The following is a 21,468-nucleotide window of genomic DNA, read 5'->3' as shown; positions in this document are numbered from 1 at the left end:
AAAGTATAAAGCAGATATTGCTACTATCTTAATTAGTTAATTAAAGCTTGTAATGGGGCAGGAATGCGTCCGCCTCTTTGAATCATTTTTGCTGAACTATATGGATTAACACCCATTACTGGAGCACGACCTAATAATCCACCAAATTCTACCGTATCTCCTTCTGTTTTTCCTATTACAGGAATAACACGTACAGCTGTGGTTTTCTTATTGATCATACCAATTGCAGCTTCATCCGCTATAATTGCTGATAATGTTTCTGGTGTTGCGTCACCAGTTAGTGCAATCATATCCAATCCGACTGAACATACGCATGTCATTGCTTCTAGTTTTGATAAGGAAAGAGCATTATCTTCTATTCCTTTGATCATTCCATTATCTTCACTAACAGGGATGAATGCACCACTCAACCCACCAACATAAGAGCTAGCCATTGCTCCGCCTTTTTTGACAGCATCATTCATTAAAGCTAGTGCAGCGATCGTACCGTGTGTACCAACACGTTCTAGACCAATTTCTTCCAATATTTCTGCAACACTATCATTCATTGCATTGGTTGGTGCTAAGGATAAATCCATAATACCAAATGAAACATCTAACCGTTTTGCAACTTCACGACCAAGTAGTTCACCAGCTCGTGTGATTTTAAATGCGGTTTTCTTAATAATATCTGATACTTCACCTAGATCAACATTTGGATAACGTTTTAATGCGTTAAGAACAACCCCTGGGCCACTTACGCCAACGCTTAATACGGCTTCCCCTTCTCCAGCGCCATGAAAAGCACCAGCCATAAATGGGTTGTCTTCAACTGGATTACAGAAGGCAACAAATTTTGCGCAGCCAATACTACTGTTATCTTTTGTATTTTCAGCCGTTTGTTTAATGATTGTTCCCAACTGCTTTACGGCATCCATATTAATACCAGTTCGGGTGGTACCAATCGAAACAGAAGCACAAACCCGTTCTGTTACGCTTAATGCTTCAGGTAGGGCGTCGAGTAAAGTTTGGTCTCCTTTACCAATGCCTTTATGTACGAGCGCAGAAAAACCACCAATAAAGTCAACTTCAAGTTTTTTTGCTGCTTGATCTAATGTTTTTGCTAGTTCAATTGCTTCTTCTCGTGAATGGTTACCTAGAATTTCGGCTATTGGTGTGATCGCAATACGCTTATTAATAATTGGAATACCATATTCTTTTTCTACTTGCTCAGCAATAGGTCTTAAATTTGCTGCATAGGATGTAATTTTGTTATAAACGTTTTCCTGAACTTTTTTAAAATCTGAATCTGCACAATCTCTGAGACTTATGCCCATTGTTACTGTACGGATATCTAGACTTTCCATTTGTACCATGCGAATGGTTTCTTGTATTTCTGTAAAGGCTACTGTCATTTTAATCCACTCCTTTATACACGATGCATTGCATTAAATACGTCTTCAAGCTGAATACTGATTGTAACTTCAAGTTCTTTTTCAATTACTTTAAAATCTTTTAACAAGTTGTCCAAATCGTCTGTATTTCTAATATCTACAAGCATAATCATCGTAAAGAAATCTTGTAATATCGTCTGACTAATATCAAGGATATTCATTTGATTATTAGCTAACACGTTTGTAACTTTTGCAATAATGCCAACTTGATCCTTCCCAAGAACACTTACTACAGCACGTTTTTCCATTTGTTTTTTCACCTCATTATTAATTGTTGTCAATAAAAAAAGATTGAAGAATGTTCTTCAATCACAGTGACAATAACAGAATTCATATAATTGTGTTATGTCTTCTGTCCGGTTGCCTGAGATTGTGAATCCTTCGGCGTCGTTTGAACGAACTCTCCAGAAGTTGCTCCTATTATAGTGTAACCCATAATATTCATAGCATTATATAATTTTTTAATCAATAAAAGAATATTAACAGTTTCAGATATGATCGTCAATAGATAATGAAGAGAAATGGAAAAGGGATACGCAATTGCGTATCCCTTATAGATTAACTTACCAATTTCACAAGTATAAAAAATTCTAATTTAATTATTTATTGATTAAATTGCCGCGGTATGTTCCACCTGGATGCTTTTAACCTAAACAATATAAGCCCTACCTCTCTTATATTCTTACGACTCCGAAGTCGATCCAGTGTGAATAAGTCTTGCTATTTGTATATAATGTTCCATTTTATATACACTAAAAAACATTGGCAGATGCCATAATTTTTAACTTGCTTCATAGTACTTGGCGAAGCTTTACATTTCATTATCTGATATGTATTTAATTTTGTCAAGTGTATGTTTACATATAAACTGTCCATTCATGGTATAGTTGCTATAGTAGTAATGAAGGAGGAGTATTTATGGAAAAAATGGATATTCGTTTAATTGCATTAGATATGGATGGTACTGTCTTACATACGGATCATACAGTCTCAAAAGAAAATGAGCAAGCAATCAAACGAGCGATAGAAAAGGGCATAGAGGTTGTTTTTGCAACAGGGAGACATTATAGTACGTGTTGCAACTATGCGTCAACATTAGGTGTTAAGTATCTTATTACAGTAAATGGTGCAGAAATTTGGTCAACAGATGGTGAACTGTTAGATCGAAATCCTTTACCGATAGAGGCGCTAAATAAATATCAACAAATTCATCAAGCTTACAGTCCGTGGACTTGGTTAGTTTCTACTGATAAAGTGTGGAGAAATGAACAACCGCAAAATTTTAACGAATATACTTGGTTAAAGTATGGTTTTGATATAAAGGAGAGCATTGATAGGGATGAGATTATTGAAGAACTTTCGAGTGAAACTGATATAGAGTTAAGTAATTCAAGCCCGACAAATATTGAAGTCAATGCAATGGGTATTAATAAAGCCCGAGCAATTGAGAAGCTTTGCAAAAAATTAGATATCAAGATGAACCAAGTAATGGCAATGGGCGATAGTTTAAATGATATTAAGATGATTGAAGAAGCAGGACTTGGTATAGCAATGGAGAATGCGCAAGATGAAGTGAAGAAAGTAGCAGATTGGGTTACTACACATCATACAAAAGATGGTGTTGCTCAAGCAATTAATAAATGGTTAATGAAATAATTGAACTTTTCAAAAAATTCAATATTGCATGATACTATGTTTTAGTATAAGTTAGTAAGTGGGGTATGAGTTGCATGGAGACGCATTTCCACGTATGATAGAAAAAGGAATACATAATAAAGGAGCGAACAAAATGGCAAAACAGCAATTTGGGGTAATTGGCCTAGCTGTCATGGGGAAAAACCTCGCATTAAACGTAGAAAGCAGAGGATACGGTGTTGCCGTATTCAACAGAACATATCAAAAAACAGAAGAATTCTTGAATAATGAAGCAAAAGATAAAAATTTTGTAGGCGCTGAAACAATTGAGGAATTTGTAAATTCATTAGAAAAACCTCGTAAAATTATGCTAATGGTGAAAGCAGGACCTGCAACAGATGCTACGATTGAATCCTTAAAACCATTATTAGATGAAGGAGATATTATCATTGATGGTGGTAATACATTCTATCAAGATACTATTAGAAGAAATAAGGAATTAGATCAATCTGGTATCCATTTTATTGGAACAGGTGTATCTGGTGGAGAAGAAGGAGCGTTAAAAGGACCTTCCATTATGCCAGGAGGACAAAAAGAAGCTTATGATTTTGTAGCGCCGATTCTAGAAGCTATTTCTGCTAAAGTAGAAGGTGAACCTTGTGTTACTTATATTGGTCCAAACGGAGCGGGACATTATGTGAAAATGGTACACAATGGAATTGAATATGGTGATATGCAATTAATTGGTGAAGCATATTTTATTATGAAGCATGTTCTAGGTTATGATGCAGAGAAATTACATCAAGTGTTTGCGGATTGGAATAAAGGAGAGTTAGATAGTTATCTGATTGAGATTACTGCAGATATCTTTACGAAGAAAGACGATGAAACAGGAAAGCCAATGGTAGATGTGATTCTAGATACTGCTGGTCAAAAAGGAACAGGGAAATGGACAAGTCAAAGTTCATTAGATTTAGGAGTTCCATTACCTGTAATTACAGAATCTGTGTTTGCTCGTTTTATTTCAGCAATGAAAGAAGAACGTGTAAAAGCAAGTAAAATTCTTCAAGGGCCATCCGCTCAAGATAAGGCGTATGAGGGAGATGAAGATGAATTAGTAGAAGCAATTCGTAAAGCTCTTTATATGAGTAAGATCGTTTCTTACGCGCAAGGCTTCGCGCAAATGCGTGCAGCGTCTGAGGAGAATGATTGGAATTTACGTTACGGAGATATTGCAATGATTTTCCGTGGTGGATGTATTATCCGTGCGCAATTCTTACAGAAAATTAAAGAAGCTTATGATCGTGATCCGGCATTGGCAAATCTTTTACTTGATCCATACTTTAAAGAGATTGTTGAAACATATCAGTCATCTCTTCGTAAGGTACTTGCTATCGCGATGGAACGTGGTATCCCAGTTCCAGGGTTTGCAAGTGCATTAGCTTATTATGATAGCTATCGTACCGAAACGCTTCCTGCAAACTTATTACAAGCACAACGTGATTACTTTGGAGCTCATACGTATCAACGTCTTGATAAAGAAGGTATTTTTCATACAGAATGGCTAGATTAATCCTAGCAAGAGTTAGGAAAGTTATATAAAGTTATTGTCCATAAAAAGTAGAAGCTATACTTAATAGCTTCTACTTTTTTTCCGGAATAATATTTATTGAATAATTTTGGTAGAAAATAGAAATGATTGAAATGCAGTCTTAATGGATCAAAATCAAGAAATGACGTTGGTGCGTTTACTCACCAACGTCATTTTTAGTAGTACTTAAATATCCCACCAATGATGCCCGGCAGCTCCTAATAATTCATCAGCTGCTTTTGGCCCGTTCATTCCTGAAGTATAGTTTGGGAAAGGTGCTTTTGTCTCTTCCCATGCCTTTGTAACAATATCTATATATTTCCAAGAAAGAGCCACTTCATCCCAGTGTACGAAGTTGGTTGAATCGCCATGCAAGCAATCATTTAATAATACTTCATACGCTTCTGGTGTATAGCTATCTTTCGCATTGTTTTTATCATAATGCATTGTTATAGGCTTACTTGTTGTATCATAATCCCCTTTTTTAGCATTCAAGTGTAGTGTAATTCCTTCATTTGGGTGTGCTTGAATAACTAGAAGATTAGGATCAATCGTATCCCCTTTTTCTTTATATAAATTAATAGGTAAATCTTTAAATTGTACAACGATTTCAGTTGCTTTTTTAGCCATACGCTTACCTGTTCTTACATAAAATGGAACGCCGGCCCAACGGAAATTGTCTACCATAAATTTAGCTGCTACATAAGTTTCTGTATTAGATTCCGGATCAACACCGTTACTTTCACGATATGCATTTAGTTCTTGTCCGTTAATTTCGCCACGATCGTATTGTCCGCGAACGAAGTATTGATCGACATCATTCTCACTAATTGGTTTTAAGCTGCGTAATACTTTTACTTTTTCATAGCGTATGTCGTCAGGGTTTAGTCTGGCAGGTGGTTCCATTGCTAGCAGAGAAACCATTTGAAGCATATGATTTTGAACCATGTCTCGTAGAGCACCAGATTCATCATAATAACGTCCGCGTTCTTCTACACCAAGTGTTTCACTAGAAGTTACTTGAATATTAGAGATGTATTGATTGTTCCATAAAGGTTCAAATAAAGCATTGGCGAATCGAACCACTTCAATATTTTGAATCATATCTTTGCCTAAATAGTGATCAATACGATAAATTTGATCCTCATCAAATGCATGACGAATTTGATTGTTTAACTGTTGAGCTGTTTCGAAATTGTGACCAAATGGCTTTTCGATAATAAGGCGTGTCCAACCAGTATTATTCGTAACTCCCTGTGATTTTAAATTAGCTGCGATCGTTCCAAAGAAGTTTGGTGCCATTGCTAGATAAAATAATCGATTTCCGTTTGTTTCGTGCTTTTGATCCAACTCATTAATAAATGCATTTAATTTTTGATAATGTGTAAGATCTTGAACATCGAATGGATTATAGTGGAAATGTGAAGCGAAATCATCCGGATTAATTTGAGGATCATCAAAATCCTCAATAGATTTTTTTATATTATTACGAAAATCTTCATTTGTAAGTGGTCTTCTTGCTACACCAATCACTGCGAAGTTCTCCGAAAGCTTACCATTTCGGTATAAGCGGTATAAAGAGGGATATAATTTGCGATTAGCTAAATCCCCTGTTGCTCCGAAAATAACAATTACTGCTTTTGGCGTGTGAAATGTCATTGCCTATTACTACCTCACTTTTTTTATATAATTAAATCAATTGAAATACCATCTTTTAAAAATTATTTATTATTAAAAGATAGCATAAGTAAAACGAAAAACGAAATTTAACACCTTATTATACAATATCATGTAAATAAATCTAGATAAACTATTTTACATTGTATCACCAAAACGTTTATAATTTTTTTAGTTATGTACTATAGTACCATGTATTCTGAAAATAACAAATATTTTATAAAATTTATGCGGAGGTTTACAATGAAGCAGTACAAAGGTTTTTTGATTGATTTAGATGGAACAGTTTATAAAGGGACGGAAAAGATTGATGAGGCTATTACATTTGTTAAAGAATTAAATAAGCGAAAGTTACCATATTTATTTTTAACCAATAATTCAACAAAACATCCAAAAGATGTGGCTGAAAAGCTACAAAAGATGGATGTACCAGCGACAGAAGACCATGTATTTACGACAAGTATGGCAACAGCTGCATATATTGCTGAACAAAAGCCTAAAGCACGTGTTTATCCAATTGGTGAAGAGGGACTGTATCAGGCATTAGAGGAAAAAGGATTAATAATAACAGATAGTAATGTAGATTTTGTTGTGATGGGGTTAGATCGGTCAATTTCATATGAAAAACTAGAAATTGGGGCATTAGAGATACGCAAAGGAGCTAACTTTGTAGCAACAAATGGCGATGTGGCGTTGCCAACTGAGCGTGGTTTCTTACCAGGAGCAGGATCATTAATTTCTGTTTTATCGGTAACAACAGGTGTAGAACCAAAATTTATCGGAAAACCAGAATCAATTATTGTAGAACAAGCTTTAGAAGTGTTAGGTACAAATAAAGATGAGACAATTATGATTGGTGATAACTATCATACCGACATACTTGCAGGTATTAACGCTGGGATTGATTCGTTACTTGTCCATTCTGGTGTAACAACAAAAGCGGAGTTAGAGACAATTGATACGCAACCAACATATACGATTGACAGCTTGGCAGAATGGACAATCGAATAATTTAAATTTTTACGTATTGATTGTTATTATGTTTAACATGAAATTTAGTTTTTTATAGCTTTGTATCTTTTTGAATTTCAAATAGGTCTTCAAGCTTCTCTGTTACGTGTGCATATGCATCTTCAATCGCCTGATTGTATATAAATGGTGCAATCTCTTTTAAGATGAAATCAAGCATAAAGGAAGCAAATAATTCACTGATTTCTTGATCTTGTGTCATTTCAAAATGATACTGTATTCTTTTTATTAATTCTTGCTTCGTTTCACTGTCTAATGAAATGATTTTGGACATTTTATTACTCCTTATGTATTTTTATATAGTATATCAAAGGTAAAGGTGGATTAGAATGGCGAATATAAAATATGAAATTGTTAAAACTATTGGTGTTCTTTCTGAATCAAATACAGGTTGGCGTAAAGAATTAAATTTGATTTCTTGGAATGATCGTGATCCGAAATATGATTTAAGAGATTGGGCTCCAGATCATGAAAAAATGGGAAAAGGGGTTACGTTATCCCGTGAGGAAGTTACACAATTAAAAGCTTTATTATCATCATTTAACTGACTTGCAGAAAAAATAGGCTTGTAATATTCTGATATGGGGTATAGATTATAAAAGGTGAAAATATTACTGATAAGTATTACTAATTTATTTAGAGGAGAGATTTTGATGTTTAAAAAAATGTTTGGAAAAAAAGAAGAAACAGCCAATAAAGAAATTGTACTTGCTCCAGCGACAGGTGAGCTTGTTTCATTAGAGGAAGTACCAGACCCAACATTTTCAGAAAAAATGATGGGTGATGGTATTGCGATTAAGCCTACAGATGGTACATTTGTTGCACCTGTTTCAGGTGAAGTTGTTAATTTATTTCCAACAAAGCATGCGGTAGGAATTTTGTCTGAAGCTGGTGTGGAATATTTATTACACATTGGTTTAGAAACAGTTACTTTAGAGGGAGAAGGATTTGAAGCACATGTAAAACAAGGTGATAAAGTTCAAGCAGGAGATAAATTAATTACTGTTGATTTGGATTTTATCGCAGAAAAGGCTGCTTCTACCATTACACCGCTTGTAATCACCAATGAAACAGCATCTATTGATAAAGAAGAATCTAAATCTGTTACAATGGGTGAAACAACAGTGATTACTGTTCAAACAAAATAAGAAGCGACACAACTATATAGTAAATAAAAAATATCCGAACCAGATTTGAAAAAATCGTTCGGATATTTTTTATAAATAGATATATTTAGTTGTGTATTTTTTTCTTTTTTTACTTTTTAGCTTTTTGTAGTTTTTGAATCATTTTTAATGATTTTCCTGTTCCGATTGCAACTGATTCTAATGGATTAGGCGCTAGATGAACAGGGACATGAATCTTATTAGCTAGCCATTCCTGCATTCCTTTTATTAGGGAACCACCACCGGTAATAGTTATGCCATGATCCACAATGTCCCCACTTAATTCTGGTGGACAACTTTCTAATGTTGCATGAACCGTTTCTAAAATAGATAGTAGCGATTCTTGAATTGCGTCTTGTACTTGTGTTGATGTGACAGTAATAACTCGAGGTAAACCAGTAACAAGATCACGCCCTCTTACTTCCATAGATTCTTCGGGGTGATCAATTAATGCATAGCCAATTTCCATCTTAATATGTTCAGCAGTACTTTCACCAATTAATATATTAAAATGTCGACGAATGTACTGAATAATTTCTTCGTCCATTTTATCGCCACCGGTTCTTACTGATTTACAAGATACAACTCCTCCGAATGATATAATAGCCACTTCACTAGTTCCACCACCAATATCGACAATAACACTGGCGATTGGTTCATCCACAGGAAGGTCAGAGCCGATCGCTGCTGCAATTGGTTCCTCGATTAAATGTACTTCTTTCGCGCCATAACTTTTTACTGCGTTATGAATTGCTCTGCGTTCCACTGAAGTACTTCCGGATGGTGTACATACAACTACCGTAGGCTTACGCATAGATATGCCTGCTTTTTTACTTACTTTTTTTAAAATCTCTTTTAACATTTGTGCAGTGATATCATAATCAGCAATTACGCCATCTTTTAAAGGACGAATTGGGATGATGTGTCGTGGAGTTTTTCCAACCATTTCTTTTGCTTCTTTACCAACAGCAACTACTTGATTATTTTGAGAATTAATTGCAACGACTGAAGGTTCATTTAATACAATTCCTTTTGATTTTGTATATACAAGAATGTTTGCAGTTCCTAAGTCTATTCCGATTTCAGCATTTGAAAACATGATGTTTCCTCCAATGGTGTTCATATTTCATACATAATTATTCTTAAATTGCATTTATTTTATGGGGGTATTACAGCAGGTTATGTCGAAGGTATCTTAACTTTGAACAAAAAATCATACGGTAATTCCTTTTTATTGTTCTAGTTTTAGCAAAAAAGAGGTAGCTATACAGCTGACCTCTTTGGTAAATTTAATTTTGTTTTTCCTCTAACAAGTTTGCGAGTACAGGTAATTTAAATTTCTCAATTTTTCTACCTTCTAAACGGCGAACGCCAATGCTTTTTAATTGCTCTACATACCATCCTTTACTTCCTATGTGCACATTGATCATCCTTTCATAGTATTTCTTGGAGCCATTGTAACATCTGTATATTTGTACGAAAACCTTCATGCTTTCCATCTCTTTAAAAATTAATTTACAAAGAAAAGAATATAAAATTTAAAGGAATGAATTAAAGAGGTGTATAGGTTTTAAAACAATCGGTATTTATATATATGCAGGTTTCTTAGTTATAAAAAGTATTTCGAATTTGCTAACGGTAAAACGTATTTTTGCACATGTCCCTTTTAGTCAACCATTCATTCATTTAAATCATGAAGTCTTCGCCTAGCTACAAAAGCAAATGTTCCGATTGTTCCTATCGCCATTGATGGAACATATAACATTTTAGAGGAAAATCAAAATAAAGTTAAAAACGCGCATGTATGTATTCCCATATGTGATCTATTAACACCAGAGCAATACAACAATATGAAGCACAATACAATATCTAAACAAATTCAACTATCAATCGAAATAGCTATTAACCAACGAGTGAAGCATCTTAATTATATTTAATGTTAATAAAAAAATATGGTTCTTAATTGATTACTATCTAAACTTTTGAAGGATAAATTTTTAAAAAAGTGTTTTTTTCAGTATAATAGGGGTAATTTAATGGAATAGGTGGTATAGATATGATAAATGTATTATTTATTTGTTTAGGAAATATTTGTAGATCTCCGATGGCAGAAGCGATGTTTCGCCGATTATTAGAAGAAGAAGGGATTCAGGAGCAATTCAATGTGGATTCAGCAGGGATTGGAAATTGGCATGTCGGTTTACCTCCTCATGAAGGAACAAGAAAAATACTTGATCAAAAAAATATTGCTTATGAAGGAATGAAAGCCAGACAGGTAGATAAAAAGGATTGGGATGAATTTGATTATATTATTGCGATGGATGAGCAAAATATGCATGACCTTGAAGTAATTCGCAAAGAGGTTGATGGTGTAAAAGTCGCAAAATTAATGGATTATGTGGAGAAAGCAAATGAAGAAAATGTTCCAGATCCTTATTTCACTAAAAATTTTGATTATACCTATCAACTCATAGACAGAGGATGTAGAGCATTGTTGGCGGAAATAAAAAAAGAACGAGGTGTGTAATTTTGAAAAAAAACCTATTAGCCAAAGGGATTATTGTTGGTGCTGTAGTCGGTGGTGCACTCACACTATTTGATCCAGATACGCGTATGATGGTTAATCAGAAGTTGAAGAAAGTTAATCGAAAAACAACATATTTCATGCACCATCCATCGGATTTTATTGCTGAAATTAGAAATCAATATCAATCTGTTTCTACATCAATAATAAGAGGTTTTGATACATCGGTGTATTTTATAAATGAATTTCAAAAAATAATGGACCAAACAGACATAAAAGGTAGTAACGATTAGATATACTAAGCATATGAAACAGTAAATAAAGATTATTAAGATTATAATGTAGGATAAAGGGGGATGGGTATGCAACAGATAATTGTATTTCTTAAACAACTGTTTAAGCGGATTAGTCAAGATGATGTACCTGGACTATCTGCACAGTTAGCTTACTTTTTATTGTTATCTCTATTCCCCTTTCTGATATTTCTAGTCACATTAATTGGATATATACCAGTTGATAATGTGGATATTATAAGTTTTTTTTCTGCATATGCACCTTCTGAAATATTGGAATTAATTGAAGGTAACATTGATCATATTGCAAATCAGCGAAATGGTGGATTGTTGTCTATTGGTATCATTGGTGCGCTTTGGTCGGCGTCAAATGGGATTAATGCAATTATGCGAGCATTCAATAAAGCGTATGATGTAGAGGAAAATCGGTCTTTTATTGTTTCTAGATTGATAGCAGTTGTTTTAACCGTTGCGATGTTACTGGTTATTATTATGGCTTTTCTTCTGCCGATCTTTGGACGCCAAATTGGTGTTTATCTGTTTTCATTTTTTGGTTTATCTGAGGGATTTATTGAAATATGGAATACCTTACGTTGGGTGATATCCTCATTTGTTCTATTCGTTGTACTTTTAGCTCTATATATGCTTGCACCTAACAAGCGAGTGCATTTAAGAAATGTGACTGTAGGAGCGATTTTTGCAACAATTGGATGGCAGCTTGTTTCACTAGCATTTTCTTATTATGTTACTACACTTGGGAACTATTCTGCCACATACGGTAGTCTTGGTAGTGTGATTGTATTGATGATTTGGTTCTTTATCTCTGGTATGATTATTATTACTGGTGGAGAAATAAACGCGATATTAAAAGAGCGAAGTAATATAAATAAAAAAATTAAATGAAACGCCACTTAAAACGGAAAAGTGGCGTTTTTTTGGTTTAATAGTTATAGATAATGGTTATTTTAACAGACGCAAACCGTTTAAAATAACAAGAATGGTACTTCCTTCATGACCTATTACACCTAGTGGTAAATCTATCCACTGTGTGAAGTTTGCGAGAATAAGGGTAAGAATCACACTAATAGAAAAAAAGATATTTTGCTTTACAATTCGATTCATTCGCTTGGAAAGTTGTCTAGCATGAACAATTTTATTCAATTGGTTTTTCATTAAAATGATATCAGCTGCTTCGATTGAAACATCCGTACCTGCTCCCATTGCAATTCCCACATCTGCTGTTGCTAATGCTGGTGCGTCATTTATTCCATCACCAATCATGGCGATCGAATCGTGTGTCTGTCTTAATTTGTTAATGTGTTCTTGTTTATCCTTTGGCATGCACAAAGCAATAAAAGAATCAATAGTTGTTTCTTGTGCTATTGCTTGAGCGGTACTATCATTATCTCCTGTTAACATAACCGTATAAATACCCGCTTTTTTAAAGGCTTGAATTGCTTGTTTCGTATCTTGTCTTACTTCATCCTTTAGTGCAATTAATCCAATTATTTTTTCATCCTTACCAATGTAAACAATAGATTTGGCTTGCTTTGCAAATGCTTCCCCTTGTTCAATAAAAGATAAAGACTGATCATTCTTGGTAAATAATTTTTCACTACCTATTACCCAGCGATTATCTCCGTAAGTAGCATATACACCCTTCCCTGATTCTTCGCGCATATGATCAAGAGGTAGATCTGATTTAATATTATACGTTCTGCAATAGGTAACGATAGCTTCTGCTAAAGGATGATTCGATTCTTTTTCAATTGTTGCAATAATTGAAAGTACTTCTTCTGTATTTACAGATGGATCAAAAAAAGTGTCTGTTACAGTAGGTTTTCCATTTGTGAGTGTCCCTGTTTTATCAAATGCAATAGCGTTGATTTTACTTAACTGCTCAATGTGTACACCGCCTTTAAATAAAATACCATTTCTTGCTCCATTTGAGATAGCAGACAAGCTTGCGGGCATAATGGATGCAACTAGTGCGCACGGTGATGCTACAACAAGTAAAACCATTGCTCGGTAAAAGGTGTCTACCCAACTCCATCCAACTAAGTAATGAGGTAAAAAGAGCATGATACCAACGCTAATTAATACGACTTTGACATACGTACTTTCAAAACGTTCAATAAATAATTGTGATGGTGATTTCTGTTGTTGGGCTGTTTGTACTAATTCAATAATTTGTTGGACGAAGGAATCTTTTGATTGTTTTGTGATTTTTATATATAAGCTTCCGTTTAAGTTTACTGTACCTGCATAAACTTCTTCATTTTTTCCTTTTGTAACAGGGAAGGGCTCCCCAGTTAATGGACTTTCATCAAGCGAAGAAGTTCCTTTTTCAATTTTACCGTCTGCTGGAACACGCTCACCAGGTTTTATTAATATCGTATCATCAATACGTAGTTCATTCACAGGGACGAGTTGTTCAACACCATTTCTAATCATGAGTGCTTGCTTTGGTTGTAACTTTATTAAAGACGATAATTCTTTTTCGCTTTTTTGCATTGTATATGTTTCTAGTGCGCCTGATAAAGAAAAAATAAAAATAAGAATGGCGCCTTCTTCCCAATAACCAATCGAAGCTGATCCAATAGCTGCTAAAATCATTAGCAGTTCCACGTTCAAGGTTCGATGTTGAAAGGTATCATATATACCTTCCTTTGCTTTAGCGTAACCACCAACAATAAAAGCTGTTAACATTAAAATGATCCATAAAGTATGTGGGATGTTATGCTTTGTTAGCCATGCTACTAGTATAAGTAAACCACTAAAGACTGCTGCAATTAATTCATAATGCCTTTTTAAAAATGCTACAGACGTTATATTATTAATAATAATTATAAAAAACTCCTTCATGAGAACCACCTTGTTTTGTAATTGATAATAGAATGGATGTGCACAATCGTTCAAACCCCTTTTTGATAATGTTTTTCATTTAAACTTTATTTAGTTAAATTAAAATTATTATAAAAAAATCTATAATACTAGCATATTCTATTAAGAAAAAAACGCAAGTGTGTTAGATCACATTTTAATAAAGAATGTATGACAATTTAATAGATATTGACAATGATAATTACAATCAAAATAGATAAAAAATATTAAACAGGTGAAATATTTTTTTGTAACAGTTACATAATTGTTGAAATAAAGAAGATTAACTGTTATATTCAGTTTTATAAATTGGTATAACAAATTGTTTAATCGATTGGTTACTGGCTACTAATAAAATCAAATGACAAACAGGTTAAAAAAATGTAGTTATTATTCTGAATAATAAAATAATTTTCATTTTATAAATGAGCTTAAAGAAATGTAGGACGAAACTTATATGTGTAAAGGGGGATAGTTTCGATGGATAAGGTAGCAAATGTTTTTGATGTGAAATTAGCAATTGATAATTTACCTTTTGTTCTTAGTGGGTTACCAATGACAATTGCTGTTGCATTTCTTTCCATGGGATTAGGATTATTGTTGGGGCTGTTCTTAGCTTTAGGAAGAAATGCTAATCGTCGTTTATTACGTTGGCCAGCAAGAGTGTATATTTCGTTTATGAGAGGGACCCCAATCCTTGTATTTTTATATGTTCTATATTTGGGGCTCCCAGAAGTGGGAATTGAACTGACGGCTTTTCAAGCTGCAGTAATAGGTTTTGGTTTGAATAGTGCTGCATATATCGCAGAAATCAATCGTGCATCTTTAAACAGCATTGATTCAGGTCAATGGGAAGCAGCTACAACATTAGGTATTCCGTACTGGCGAACGTTGGGTGGAATTATCTTGCCTCAAGCTGCTAGAATAGCTATTCCACCATTAACCAATGTCTTTCTAGATTTAGTAAAGGCTACTTCACTAGCTGCAGTTATAACAGTACCTGAAATGTTTCAAAAAGCACAGATTGTTAGTGGTAGATCTTTTGATTCACTTACGATGTATATTACTGTTGCACTGATTTATTGGCCACTATGTATTTTTATTTCTGCCTTTCAGGAAATGCTAGAAAAACGTTTTAGTCGCTATGTGGAATGAGGACATGAAAGTGAAGTGTAAACCAATGGAAGTTCAATTGTTGACAACGTGGTAAATGTAAAAAAGAACAGGAGATGTAATGACTAAGCAGTCATCGTGTCTCCTGTTTCTTTTTTAGCACCGATAGCTACAACAACAAGAACTAATAAAATAACAATAACGTAGAAGAAAGAAATGTTAGGGAACAGATCAATAAATAGACCACCAAGATACGGGCCTGTAATACTACCAATACTAAAAGCGATCCCACACATAATGTTTCCTGCCGGAAGTAATGTTTTAGGAAGTAAATCAGCCATAAAGGAAACGCCAAGTGAATAAAGGGATCCTAATAACATGCCGGCAAAAGCAAAGGTAAAGAATAATCCAATAATAGAATGTTCTATTTGTGCACCAATAACAAATATACCAATACCTAAGCTAATAATAGCTAATAACATTTTTTTTCGTCCAATTTTATCGCTCAATATGCCAAGCGGAATTTGAGTGAGTAAACTAGCAAAGGAGAATAAAGGAATTACAACTGATAATATATCCACATCATGTCCAATGCGCAAACCATACACAGGAAATATACCATGCAATGTGGATTCGAGTAATCCATAAACAAATGGTGCTAATAATGCTACCCATGCTAATTTACCTGTTTTGATAAAGCGTCCAATTGACGACGAGACTTCAACCATCTCCACACCATCGTTCGTATTGACATACTCATTACGAATAAATAGCATTAATAGCCAGATCACAAGGCAAAAAATAGCAGATACGACGAAGGGTAAACTTTGATGAATGACAAGTAGTCTTGTCATTAAAGGGCCAATTGAGAACCCTAGACTGAAAAATAATCCATAAAAAGCAATGATTTTTCCTCTTTTTTCTGGTGCTGCTGTAGAAGTAATCCATGTTTGGGTAGCAAAGTGAAGCATATGATCTCCAATACCGATTAAAAGTCGTAAAATGAACCAAAACCAAAGTGCTTGCCAAATAGGAAAAACGAATAAAGAACCAAGTACGAGGAATCCTCCTATAAGAATAATAGGCTTGTATCCTAGTTTTTGTAACGGTTTTTCCATAAATGGAGATGCAATAAGTACACCGATATATAGTCCTGTTGCATGTAGACCATTTACTGAGGAAGGAACACCCATCTGTTCTAAAATAATTGCTAGCAAAGGTAATAGCATTCCTTGAGAAAATCCTGATACGGTAACAAAACTAATCAATACCCAAAAGCGTACTTTTTCTGAGAACATATATAACACTCCAATTCACTCTAACCTAAAACCACTTTAATTTATAAAATAAAAAAGATCAATTCAAATTTATGTTCTAGAATGTGTTATAGTAAATAATAACGGGAAGCATAAATATAGATTTATCAAAGGAGTTGGTATTGATGGAATTTCAATTTAAAGAAGCTGGTGTAAGGGTAGATCTTCCATACGGAGTGTTAGATATTTCGGGTAATGAAGATTATGGTTATCGTCCATATCAATTAATGGTAGCATCCATTGCGGGGTGTAGTGCATCTGTATTTATGAAAATCTTAGAAAAACAACATGTGAAGATTGAGGATTTTGTTATTCAAACAGATGTAACTAGAAATCCAGATGAAGCAAATAAAATTGAAAAAATAAAATTACATTATATTATAAAAGGGAAAAATTTAAGTAACGAAAAACTTTATAAAAATTTAGCTATCGCACGGAAAAATTGTTCGATGGTTCGCTCCGTTGAAGATAGTATCGAGATCGAAGAGAGCCTCGAAACAATACAATTAAGTATATAAAAATAAAGAGCCTTATTCTTAGGCTCTTTATTTTTAATGGTATAATTAGTTTAACTTGATTTTATTACATAGTAAGATGGATTTATTTAGGCTTTGATTGTAAAGAGGAGGGTGCTTTATTGAGGAATACACAAGCAAGGATATTATTTTTTATTCTAGGATTGGTTGTGCTCTCGTTTGGAGTTTCAATGACAATTAAGGCTGATCTTGGAGCAGGTGCCTGGGATGCATTAAATGTTGGGTTGGCAGGAATAACAGGTTTTACAGTAGGTAATTGGGTTATTATTATTGGATTGATCTTAATGTTAGTTAATGCTGGTATTGTAAAAATGAAACCAGATTATTTTGCAATAGTTACTGTTCTTATCATTGGTTTTATGATTGATTTCTGGCTTTTGATTGTTATGGATTCATGGGAGATCAGTGGTTTCTTTGTTCAGTTGCTCTTTTTACTTACAGGTGTATTGATACTAGGTCTGGGTGTTTCATTATATTTGCAGCCTAAATTTCCTCTTAATCCAGTAGATGGATTAATGGTGTCACTACAACAAAGGTTTCATTTAAGCACCACAATAGCAAAGACATTAACAGAAGCACTCGCATTTGTTATTGCATTTACTATCGAAGGTCCGATAGGTATAGGGACATTTATTATCTTGTTTGGTATAGGACCATCTATTCAATTATTTGAACCAACCGCGAAAAAAATAGCTACTCGTCTAGATCAACGAATGATTGTTTAGTTAAAGGTTTGTATATTTTTCTATTTACAACGAATAATACAACGGAGTACGACTTTGTAGGAAGGGATAGAGGAATATGCAGCATTCTAAAATAATAACATTAATAGTCAGTTTCATCGTATTATCCTTTTTTTCTACGCCAGTTACTGCGCAAGAAAAGGATTTAGAAATACCGAATCATGTATTATCGATTACTAATGAAAATACGTATTCGAATTCAACGGAAGATGAGATCATATTAGAACCAAGTGAATTTGTAAAAGAACTAATAGAAGAGTCAGATATAGCAATTGAAAATCCAGATTTAATACAAATGCTAAATGAAACTTCAATTAAAACTTCTCCCTTTGCTTTCGGGTATCGTGGAAGTATTTATATGGGACATTGGCCATTAAATTACACCTCTGATAAAACACAAATCAACTGGGAATATCAACAAATAAATACGAATAAATTGACGAATACTGGAAATGATGTCAATAAGACAATAAGCTATAATCAATTAAAGGAAGCCCATATTAAAGGAGCATTAACTACTAAAATAGATAAACAGGACCAAATAAAAAAGCTAATATTATTAAAGGCGAAACAGAACACGAAATTACCGTTATCTTTTCATACGATCATAGGAAAAGATACAAAAAAGGCAAATACTTATTCGGTACCTGTTAATAAAACAGGTAAATTACATGCATTTGCTCCAGCTGTAAGTGAGAAGGGTTTTATTACTTATGGAGAGATATATATTGAATTAAAAGGTTCAAAGAAAAGAATAGTTATTAAAAATGTTACGAAACAAGGTGTTGGCGCTTGGATTCCTATTCAAGACTATGTATCCTTTTCATTTGAATTAAAATAAGGAGTAGGCCTAATATTAGGACTACTCCTTATTCCCATCATTTGTACGCATATCAATATGTTGTTCAGCCATCTGAATGCCATGTTCGAACATGGCTTCAGCCATCATACGACGTGTTTCTTTTGCTGCTGTAAAGTAGACTAAGTCTTCACACAGTCCTGTTATTGTATATTGGTATCCACGATAATTATCATTTAATGAACCCATTCCATAAAGTGTAAAGGGTTCGATTGGGCTACCAGTTAAATCTTTTTTTAAGTAAGAGCCTAACTCTTGATTTAATCGCTCACATGTTTGTTCAAGGATTAAAAATATTTTTTTCGGGTCCTCATAGAAACTTACTGTTACACTTTCAATGACGCGCATTTTATTCATATTGTAATTTTCTATCGTTTGTATTTGGCCACTACTAATTGTCACTAATGTACCAGACCACTGTCTAACTTTGATAACGCGAAAACCAATTTCCTCTACTAGACCTTCAAATGTATGATTGACCTTGATCCAATCACCTTGCTGTAATTGTTTTTCATATAATAGAAAAATACCAGCAAAGAGATCTTTCATGAGACTTTGTGCACCAAAACCAATAACAATACCAAGTACACCAGCACCGGCCAACATACTACCTACTTCAATTTCAAAGACAGATAAAATATAGAAAATAAACCCGATCGTTGCAACATACTTGATGACAGAATTTAGCATAGATTCAATCGTCTTTTCTTTTTTATCATCAATAAATCTTGTTCGTTTAAAGAAAGAACGAATAATTCGTCGTAAAACAATAACCAAGGCAAAAATAGTTATTCCGCCAATGATAATTTGAGCAGTATTGGTTTCTAATACACTTTTAATGAATGCTAGTATTTCTTTTGTGTTCATTATCTTTCCCTCCATTAACACGGATCGGATTCATTATAGCATAAATGAACATCTAATTCTTGAGCCAGCATTTCATTTTGTCTGATAACCGGGTATAATGTTACAAGAACCCTGAGAAAAAGGAGTATATAATGGTACAAGATGCAAAAATAATTCAATTAAAAACACAATTACAAACATTTTTAGATCAATTAGATCAACTTGATCCTACGAACACATCTGTTGAAGATGTTGATCAATTACTTGAATTAATCGAAAAAATGGAGCAAGCATTACAAGAAAAATAACCTCATCAAAAAGCAATTCCTAAAATTTTAGGATTGCTTTTTTTGACTTCATGCTTTATTATGGTAAAGCGTTAGATTGATAAAATGTTTGGAGGATATAAAATGTCTTGGGTAGTTGTTATATCTGTATTAGTGATGATCATCTTGAGTCTAGCTAGAGTGCATGTCATTATTGCCATATTAGCTGCTGGACTTGTTGCTGGATTAATGTCTGGTTTAACCTTAGTAGAAAGCATGAACCTACTTATTGAAGGGATGGGTGGACAGGCGAAAACTGCTTTAAGCTATATTTTACTTGGTGCATTTGCCGTAGCGATAAGTTATACAGGCATTACCAATGTTCTCGTTCGTTATTTAGTTCGTGTATTAACTGGCAAACGAACAATGATTGTATTGGCAATTGCTGCAATAGCTTCATTATCACAAAATGTTGTACCTGTTCATATCGCATTCATTCCTATATTAATACCGCCATTATTAAAATTATTTAATCAAATGCAAGTGGATAGACGTGCAATAGCTACTGCTTTAACTTTTGGTTTAAAAGCACCATATATCATGATTCCTGCCGGATATGGTCTGTTGTTTCATGAAACGATTGTTGAAGGTATGAGAACGAATGGTATGATGATTTCAATGAATCAAGTTAATTTATCTCTTCTTATTCCCGGTTCTGGAATGATTATCGGCTTATTCATTGCTGTGTTTATTACGTATCGAAAACCTGTAAAACAACCGATTAATGATCTAGAAAACGAAATAGAGGAAGAAAATAATATAATTACGTTTAACCGTGATCATCTTTTAACTATACTTGCGATTATTGGTGCATTGACTGTTCAACTTGTTACAGGGAATTTGATTCTTGGTGCGCTGACAGGACTTGTATTGATGTTTGTATTTTTAGTTATTCCATTTAATCAAGGAGATAAGGTGATTACTGAAGGAGTTACCATGATGGGTACAATTGCTTTTGTCATGTTAATTGCCTCTGGGTTTGGACATATTTTAGAAGAAACAGAAGCAATTACCGCTTTAATTGATGCAAGTTCTGGCTTCTTAAGTAGTAACAAAGCTTTGATTGCATTTGTTCTGCTATCTGTTGGTCTTGTTATTACAATGGGAATTGGCTCATCATTTGGAACAATTCCGATTATTGCAGCTTTATATGTTCCGATTTGTATAGCAACTGGCTTCTCACCTTTGGCAACAGCTGCTTTAATAGGCACTTCTGGTGCGCTAGGTGATGCTGGTTCACCTGCTAGTGAAAGTACGTTGGGGCCGACATCAGGCTTGAATGCTGATGGTAGACATCATCATATTTGGGATACTTGTGTACCAACCTTTTTACATTTTAATATACCACTATTTATTTTCGGTTGGATTGCTGCATTAATACTTTAAAAAGTTAATAAATGATCAGTGCGCATCTTTGGTGACTCTTTTTTATGAAAACAAACTCTATGTACTGGCCATTGATCCATATAGATTTCGCCATCTCTACCTGGTTGTAAGC

Annotated in this window: 23 protein-coding genes and 1 riboswitch; of the genes, 14 read left to right on the top strand and 9 right to left on the bottom strand. The window is 34.0% G+C overall.

The features are described from left to right. Positions 1–32: 32 nt before the first annotated feature. Positions 33–1,394 (bottom strand): PFL family protein, encoded by a 1,362-nt coding sequence (locus BN1058_RS07690; protein ID WP_090855204.1) that lies wholly within the window; start codon positions 1,392–1,394, stop codon positions 33–35. 14 nt (positions 1,395–1,408) lie between these two features. Further along, positions 1,409–1,681: an ACT domain-containing protein gene (locus BN1058_RS07685; protein ID WP_090855201.1), complete on the bottom strand. Its 273-nt coding sequence runs from the start codon at positions 1,679–1,681 to the stop codon at positions 1,409–1,411. 94 nt (positions 1,682–1,775) lie between these two features. After that, positions 1,776–1,851, bottom strand: a riboswitch (glycine riboswitch). Positions 1,852–2,351: 500 nt separating this feature from the next. Here BN1058_RS07685 and BN1058_RS07680 point away from each other — a divergent pair. Both BN1058_RS07680 and gndA read left to right on the top strand, forming a co-directional pair. Continuing rightward, on the top strand, positions 2,352–3,089 hold the full coding sequence (locus BN1058_RS07680) for a Cof-type HAD-IIB family hydrolase (RefSeq protein WP_090855198.1): 738 nt from the start codon (positions 2,352–2,354) through the stop codon (positions 3,087–3,089). Between the two features lie 133 nt (positions 3,090–3,222). Beyond that, positions 3,223–4,641, top strand: a complete 1,419-nt coding sequence (gene gndA, locus BN1058_RS07675) for an NADP-dependent phosphogluconate dehydrogenase (protein ID WP_090856077.1) — start codon at positions 3,223–3,225, stop codon at positions 4,639–4,641. A 204-nt stretch (positions 4,642–4,845) separates the two neighbouring features. On the opposite strand, the gene zwf is transcribed toward gndA, so the two are convergent. After that, the gene (gene zwf / locus BN1058_RS07670; protein WP_090855195.1) at positions 4,846–6,318 is read right to left on the bottom strand and encodes a glucose-6-phosphate dehydrogenase; all 1,473 of its coding nucleotides are present in this window, start codon (positions 6,316–6,318) and stop codon (positions 4,846–4,848) included. Positions 6,319–6,579: 261 nt separating this feature from the next. Here zwf and BN1058_RS07665 point away from each other — a divergent pair, with 261 nt between their 5' ends. Further along, the gene (locus tag BN1058_RS07665) at positions 6,580–7,347 is read left to right on the top strand and encodes a TIGR01457 family HAD-type hydrolase (RefSeq protein ID WP_090855192.1); all 768 of its coding nucleotides are present in this window, start codon (positions 6,580–6,582) and stop codon (positions 7,345–7,347) included. Between the two features lie 52 nt (positions 7,348–7,399). Here the strand turns inward: BN1058_RS07665 and BN1058_RS07660 are convergent, their stop codons facing one another. Next, complete coding sequence (locus BN1058_RS07660) at positions 7,400–7,639, bottom strand: DUF2164 domain-containing protein (protein ID WP_090855189.1); 240 nt, start codon at positions 7,637–7,639, stop codon at positions 7,400–7,402. Positions 7,640–7,694: 55 nt separating this feature from the next. On the opposite strand from BN1058_RS07660, the gene BN1058_RS07655 reads away from it, so the two are divergent. Both BN1058_RS07655 and BN1058_RS07650 read left to right on the top strand, forming a co-directional pair. Beyond that, the gene (locus BN1058_RS07655; RefSeq protein WP_090855186.1) at positions 7,695–7,913 is read left to right on the top strand and encodes a YdbC family protein; all 219 of its coding nucleotides are present in this window, start codon (positions 7,695–7,697) and stop codon (positions 7,911–7,913) included. Between the two features lie 105 nt (positions 7,914–8,018). Beyond that, positions 8,019–8,513, top strand: a complete 495-nt coding sequence (locus BN1058_RS07650; protein WP_176694466.1) for a PTS sugar transporter subunit IIA — start codon at positions 8,019–8,021, stop codon at positions 8,511–8,513. Between the two features lie 109 nt (positions 8,514–8,622). On the opposite strand, the gene mreBH is transcribed toward BN1058_RS07650, so the two are convergent. Continuing rightward, complete coding sequence (gene mreBH, locus BN1058_RS07645; protein WP_090855180.1) at positions 8,623–9,630, bottom strand: rod-share determining protein MreBH; 1,008 nt, start codon at positions 9,628–9,630, stop codon at positions 8,623–8,625. Positions 9,631–9,820: 190 nt separating this feature from the next. Continuing rightward, on the bottom strand, positions 9,821–9,952 hold the full coding sequence (locus BN1058_RS07640) for a YflJ family protein (protein WP_090855177.1): 132 nt from the start codon (positions 9,950–9,952) through the stop codon (positions 9,821–9,823). A 635-nt stretch (positions 9,953–10,587) separates the two neighbouring features. Here BN1058_RS07640 and BN1058_RS07635 point away from each other — a divergent pair. From BN1058_RS07635 to BN1058_RS07625, 3 genes are all read left to right on the top strand, one after another. Next, positions 10,588–11,058, top strand: coding sequence for a low molecular weight protein-tyrosine-phosphatase (locus BN1058_RS07635; RefSeq protein ID WP_090855173.1), 471 nt, complete (start codon positions 10,588–10,590; stop codon positions 11,056–11,058). 2 nt (positions 11,059–11,060) lie between these two features. Then, a complete protein-coding gene (locus tag BN1058_RS07630; RefSeq protein WP_090855170.1) occupies positions 11,061–11,348 on the top strand; it encodes a YtxH domain-containing protein in 288 nt (95 codons plus the stop codon). Between the two features lie 69 nt (positions 11,349–11,417). Continuing rightward, a complete protein-coding gene (locus tag BN1058_RS07625; protein ID WP_090855167.1) occupies positions 11,418–12,251 on the top strand; it encodes a YihY/virulence factor BrkB family protein in 834 nt (277 codons plus the stop codon). 57 nt (positions 12,252–12,308) lie between these two features. On the opposite strand, the gene BN1058_RS07620 is transcribed toward BN1058_RS07625, so the two are convergent. After that, positions 12,309–14,213 carry a heavy metal translocating P-type ATPase gene (locus BN1058_RS07620; protein ID WP_090855164.1) on the bottom strand — a complete coding sequence of 635 codons (1,905 nt, stop codon included), beginning with the start codon at positions 14,211–14,213 and terminating at the stop codon, positions 12,309–12,311. A 498-nt stretch (positions 14,214–14,711) separates the two neighbouring features. Between BN1058_RS07620 and BN1058_RS07615 the strand changes: the two genes are divergently transcribed. After that, on the top strand, positions 14,712–15,386 hold the full coding sequence (locus tag BN1058_RS07615) for an amino acid ABC transporter permease (RefSeq protein WP_090855161.1): 675 nt from the start codon (positions 14,712–14,714) through the stop codon (positions 15,384–15,386). A gap of 83 nt (positions 15,387–15,469) precedes the next feature. On the opposite strand, the gene BN1058_RS07610 is transcribed toward BN1058_RS07615, so the two are convergent. Then, positions 15,470–16,642: an MFS transporter gene (locus tag BN1058_RS07610; protein WP_090855158.1), complete on the bottom strand. Its 1,173-nt coding sequence runs from the start codon at positions 16,640–16,642 to the stop codon at positions 15,470–15,472. A gap of 143 nt (positions 16,643–16,785) precedes the next feature. Between BN1058_RS07610 and BN1058_RS07605 the strand changes: the two genes are divergently transcribed. The 3 genes from BN1058_RS07605 (at position 16,786) to BN1058_RS07595 (ending at position 18,780) form a co-directional block, all read left to right on the top strand. Beyond that, on the top strand, positions 16,786–17,178 hold the full coding sequence (locus BN1058_RS07605; protein WP_090855152.1) for an OsmC family protein: 393 nt from the start codon (positions 16,786–16,788) through the stop codon (positions 17,176–17,178). 119 nt (positions 17,179–17,297) lie between these two features. Beyond that, positions 17,298–17,921: a YczE/YyaS/YitT family protein gene (locus BN1058_RS07600; RefSeq protein ID WP_090855149.1), complete on the top strand. Its 624-nt coding sequence runs from the start codon at positions 17,298–17,300 to the stop codon at positions 17,919–17,921. Between the two features lie 76 nt (positions 17,922–17,997). Beyond that, positions 17,998–18,780 (top strand): YfkD family protein, encoded by a 783-nt coding sequence (locus tag BN1058_RS07595; RefSeq protein ID WP_090855146.1) that lies wholly within the window; start codon positions 17,998–18,000, stop codon positions 18,778–18,780. Between the two features lie 21 nt (positions 18,781–18,801). On the opposite strand, the gene BN1058_RS07590 is transcribed toward BN1058_RS07595, so the two are convergent. After that, on the bottom strand, positions 18,802–19,665 hold the full coding sequence (locus BN1058_RS07590; protein ID WP_090855143.1) for a mechanosensitive ion channel family protein: 864 nt from the start codon (positions 19,663–19,665) through the stop codon (positions 18,802–18,804). Between the two features lie 131 nt (positions 19,666–19,796). Here BN1058_RS07590 and BN1058_RS14315 point away from each other — a divergent pair, with 131 nt between their 5' ends. Continuing rightward, entirely contained in the window at positions 19,797–19,952 is a 156-nt protein-coding gene (locus BN1058_RS14315; protein WP_176694465.1) for an SE1561 family protein, read from the top strand. Between the two features lie 102 nt (positions 19,953–20,054). Further along, positions 20,055–21,356 (top strand): Na+/H+ antiporter family protein, encoded by a 1,302-nt coding sequence (locus BN1058_RS07585; protein ID WP_090855141.1) that lies wholly within the window; start codon positions 20,055–20,057, stop codon positions 21,354–21,356. Positions 21,357–21,468: the final 112 nt, after the last annotated feature.

The sequence above is a fragment of the Paraliobacillus sp. PM-2 genome, assembly GCF_001368815.1.
Lineage (GTDB): Bacteria > Bacillota > Bacilli > Bacillales > Amphibacillaceae > Paraliobacillus.
The sequence above is the reverse complement of the archived record's forward strand: the minus strand, read 5'-3'. Positions and strand labels throughout refer to the sequence as shown.